The following is a 4017-nucleotide window of genomic DNA, read 5'->3' as shown; positions in this document are numbered from 1 at the left end:
TTCCCGTACCGCTCCCCCAGCGACTCGTCCGCGATCTTCTCCTGGAGCTTGAGGATGCCCTGGAGAAGCGCCTCGGGCCGGGGCGGGCAGCCGGGGACGTACACGTCGACCGGGATGATCTGGTCGACGCCCTTGGTGACGGAGTAGGAGTCCCAGTAGGGGCCGCCGCAGTTGGAGCAGGCGCCGAAGGAGATGACGTACTTCGGCTCGGGCATCTGCTCGTAGAGGCGCTTCACGGCGGGCGCCATCTTGTCCGTGACGGTGCCGGAGACGACCATCAGGTCGGCCTGGCGCGGTCCCGGCGCGAACGGGATGACGCCGAGCCGGATGAAGTCGTGGCGCGCCATGGACGCGGCGATGAACTCGATGGCGCAGCAGGCGAGACCGAAGTTGAAGACCCAGAGGGAGTAGCGGCGGCCCCAGTTGAGGACCACCTTCATCGGCTCGGGCGCGAGGCGGGAGAGCACGCCCAGCCTCTTCGGCTCCGGGAGGTCCACGGGAGCGGAGGGCTCCCCGGCAGCGGGGGTCACACGGCTCACGTCCATGTAAGGACGCCCTTCTTGTATGCGTACAGCAGGCCCACGGCGAGGAAGCCGAGGAAGATGAACATCTCCACGAGCGTCGTCGCGCCGTAACCGGGCGCGGCGAAGACCGTCGCCCAGGGGAAGAGGAAGATCGAGTCGACGGCGAAGATCACGTAGAGGAAGGCGTAGACGTAGTAGCGGACCTGGGTGTGGGCCCAGCCCTCGCCGACGGGGTCGACGCCGCACTCGTAGGTCAGGAGTTTCTCCGGGGTCGGCACCACCGGCCGGAGCAGCCGCCCCGCGCCGAAGGCGACGGCGACGAACAGCGCGCCCACGAGGGCGAGCAGTCCGACGACGGAGTACGACTGGTAGTAGCTCGCCGCGACGTTCGTCACGTGCACGTCAGCCCCTCACTCCCTGACCGCCCTCAACCTGATCCCGTTCGACGATCTGTACGCACGGGAGTCTAGGGCCTGCTAAAGACTCCGTAAGCAGAGCGTCACGCATCGGTCAGCAGTTGGCGGCACGTACGCGCCGGGCCGGGGTGGGGTTATCCCCCGGGTGTCCGGGCGGAGCACCGCATGGCATTACGGCGGCGGGCCGTGCACTCTGGCGCGTATGACCGCACGCACCATGCCTCTCCACGACGACCGGCCGCCCCCCGCGCGCTTCGCGTACGACCGGCACTCCTGGAAGGAGATCGCCCACCTGCTGACGAACCTGCCGGTGGGGATCGTCGGCTTCGTCTACGCGGTGACCGTCCTCTCGGTCGGCGCGGGGCTCACGGTGACGGTCGTCGGTCTACCGCTGCTCGCGTTCGGGCTGCTGGGCGCGCGCCGCTTCGGCAGGTTCGAGCGGACGCGGGCCAGGAAGCTGCTCGGGGTGCGGGTGGAGGAGCCGAGCCCGATGCCGGGGATCGGCGGGCGCGGCTTCCCGAGCTGGCTGTGGACGAGCCTGAAGGACCCGGTGGGCTGGCGCGCCATGCTGTACGCGTTCCTCCGGCTGCCGTGGGGGATCTGCACCTTCGTCATCACGGTCGCCGGACTCTTCGTGTTCTGGCCGGTGCTGCCCTTCGTGGTGCGCGGTCTGACCCATGTGGACCGCGCGCTCGTACGCGGACTGCTCTGCCCCTCCGACGAGTTGGAGCGGCGCATCGCCGAGCTGGAGTCGGACCGCGGCGTCGTCGTGGACACCGCCGCCGCCGATCTGCGCCGCATCGAGCGCGACCTGCACGACGGAGCCCAGGCCCGCCTGGTCGCCCTCGCCATGGGGCTCGGCCTCGCCAAGGAGAAGCTGACCGAGGACCCCGACGCCGCCGCGGCGATGGTGGACGAGGCGCACGGCGAGGTGAAACTGGCCCTCCAGGAACTGCGCGACCTGGCCCGCGGCATCCACCCCGCCGTCCTCACCGACCGCGGCCTGAACGCCGCGCTCTCCTCGCTCGCCGCCCGCTGCACGGTGCCGGTGCACGTCACCGCCGATCTGCCGACGCGCCCCGCGGCGGCCATCGAGGGCAGCGCGTACTTCACTGTCTCCGAGCTGCTCCAGAACGTCAGCAAGCACAGCGGGGCGCGGAGCGCGAGCGTCGAGGTGTGGCGCGCCAAGGACCGGCTGCTGATCCAGGTGCGGGACGACGGCAAGGGCGGCGCCCGGCTCGACGGCGGCTCGGGCCTGGCGGGCCTCGCCGACCGGCTCGGCGCCGTCGACGGGCTCTTCGTCATCGACTCGCCGCCGGGCGGCCCCACGACGATCACCGCGGAGCTGCCGTGGCGGGACCGCACGGCGGACACGGCTTCGGGGGTCCGCCGGGGGTGAGCTGCGGGTCCCGGCGCGGGTGAGCTGCGGGTTCCGACATGAGTGACCTGAGCGACGCCCGCGTCGGCCGAGGACGCCGGGGACGCCGGGGACACCGGGGGTAGGGAAAACCCCCGCCCCAAGACGCCGACGCACTCCATGGCCGCGCCCGCCGCCGCGCGCGACTCTGTACAAACACGGCACGCACGGCACGGCACAGCACGGCGAAGGCGCGGCGGCTCGACCGAGCAGAAACGGGATGACGGCAATGGCCATGGACCACGGGCAGGGGTACACGCACATGGAGCGGTCCGGCTTCCACGAAGGCGGCGTCCACGGAGGCGGCGTCCACGGAGGCGGCGTCCACGGACGTGGCGCCCGGGGATGGCGCCGCCTGCCCGCCGGGCTGCGCGCGCCCGTCGAGGCCCGCGCCTGGAAGGAGTTGGGCTACACCCTGCTCAGCCTGCCGATCGGCGTCACGGCCTTCGTCTTCGCGGTCACCATGCTCTCGCTCGGCGCGGGCCTGCTGATCACCTTCATCGGCATCCCGGTGCTCGCCGCGGGTCTGGCGGGCTGCCGGGGCATCGGCGTCCTCGAACGGACGCGGGCGCGGGCGCTGCTCGACCTGGACATCGCGGCGCCCGATCCGCTGCGCCCGCGTACGCGCGGCGCGCTGTCGGTCATGGGGGCGGTGCTCAAGAGCGGCGCGTCCTGGCGGCACGTCCTCTACTCGCTGCTGCTCATGCCGTGGTCGGTCTTCTCGTTCGTCGTGGCGGTGGTCTTCTGGAGCTACGGCTGGATGATGCTCACGTATCCGCTGTGGTTCTGGCTCTTCCCGCTGTACGGCGGCCAGGACGGCATCCAGCTCTACAACGACGGCGGCCACCAGATCTACCTCGACAACCCCTTCGAGGTCGGCGTCACCGCGGCGACCGGACTGCTCGTCACGCTGGCCACGCCGTGGATCGTGCGGGCCCTGACGACGGTGGACCGCGTCCTGGTCGCCGGGCTGCTCGGCCCCTCCCGCCTCGCCACCCGCGTAGTCGAGCTGGAGTCGGACCGCGGCGTCGTCGTGGACACCGCCGCCGCCGATCTGCGCCGCATCGAGCGCGACCTGCACGACGGGGCCCAGGCCCGCCTGGTCGCCCTCGCCATGGATCTGGGCCTCGCCAAGGAGAAGCTGACCGAGGACCCGGAGGCCGCCGCGCGCATGGTGGACGAGGCGCACGGCGAGGTGAAGGTCGCCCTCCAGGAGCTGCGCGACCTGGCCCGCGGCATCCACCCCGCCGTCCTCACCGACCGCGGCCTGGACGCGGCCCTGTCCGCGCTCGCCGCCCGCTGCACGGTGCCGGTCCAGGTGGAGGTGGACCTGGCCACGCGTCCGGCCGCCGCGATCGAGGGCATCGCGTACTTCACCGTCTCCGAGCTCCTTCAGAACGTCAGCAAGCACAGCAGGGCGAGCCGGGGTTCGGTCGACGTGTGGCGGTCCGAGGACCGGCTGATGCTCCAGGTCACCGACGACGGCGAGGGGGGCGCCGACGTCTCCTCGGGCTCCGGGCTCGCGGGCCTCGCGGAGCGGCTCGGCGCGGTCGACGGCATCCTCGTGGTCGACTCGCCGCGGGGCGGCCCCACTTCGGTCATCGCGGAACTCCCCTGGCGACAGGGCTGAACCCGCCGTCCTCCCCGTCCCGCCCCGAAC

Annotated in this window: 4 protein-coding genes; 2 read left to right on the top strand and 2 right to left on the bottom strand. The window is 72.1% G+C overall.

What is annotated here, in order from left to right:
• Nucleotides 1-545, bottom strand: a 545-nt coding sequence (locus tag AB8Z36_RS32335; RefSeq protein WP_369216944.1) for an NADH-quinone oxidoreductase subunit B, incomplete at its 3' end; no start/stop codon positions are given.
• Complete coding sequence (locus AB8Z36_RS32330; protein WP_369216943.1) at nucleotides 536-925, bottom strand: NADH-quinone oxidoreductase subunit A; 390 nt, start codon at nucleotides 923-925, stop codon at nucleotides 536-538. The genes AB8Z36_RS32335 and AB8Z36_RS32330, both read right to left, overlap by 10 nt.
• 217 nt (nucleotides 926-1142) lie before the next feature.
• Here AB8Z36_RS32330 and AB8Z36_RS32325 point away from each other — a divergent pair, with 217 nt between their 5' ends.
• Both AB8Z36_RS32325 and AB8Z36_RS32320 read left to right on the top strand, forming a co-directional pair.
• The gene (locus AB8Z36_RS32325) at nucleotides 1143-2339 is read left to right on the top strand and encodes a sensor histidine kinase (RefSeq protein WP_369216942.1); all 1197 of its coding nucleotides are present in this window, start codon (nucleotides 1143-1145) and stop codon (nucleotides 2337-2339) included.
• Nucleotides 2340-2586: 247 nt separating this feature from the next.
• The gene (locus AB8Z36_RS32320; RefSeq protein ID WP_440582053.1) at nucleotides 2587-3987 is read left to right on the top strand and encodes a sensor histidine kinase; all 1401 of its coding nucleotides are present in this window, start codon (nucleotides 2587-2589) and stop codon (nucleotides 3985-3987) included.
• The last annotated feature ends 30 nt before the right edge of the window (nucleotides 3988-4017 follow it).

This window comes from Streptomyces flavofungini (assembly GCF_041028215.1).
GTDB classification, from domain to species: Bacteria; Actinomycetota; Actinomycetes; order Streptomycetales; family Streptomycetaceae; genus Streptomyces; species Streptomyces flavofungini_B.
This window is presented reverse-complemented; position numbering and strand designations above follow the sequence as displayed.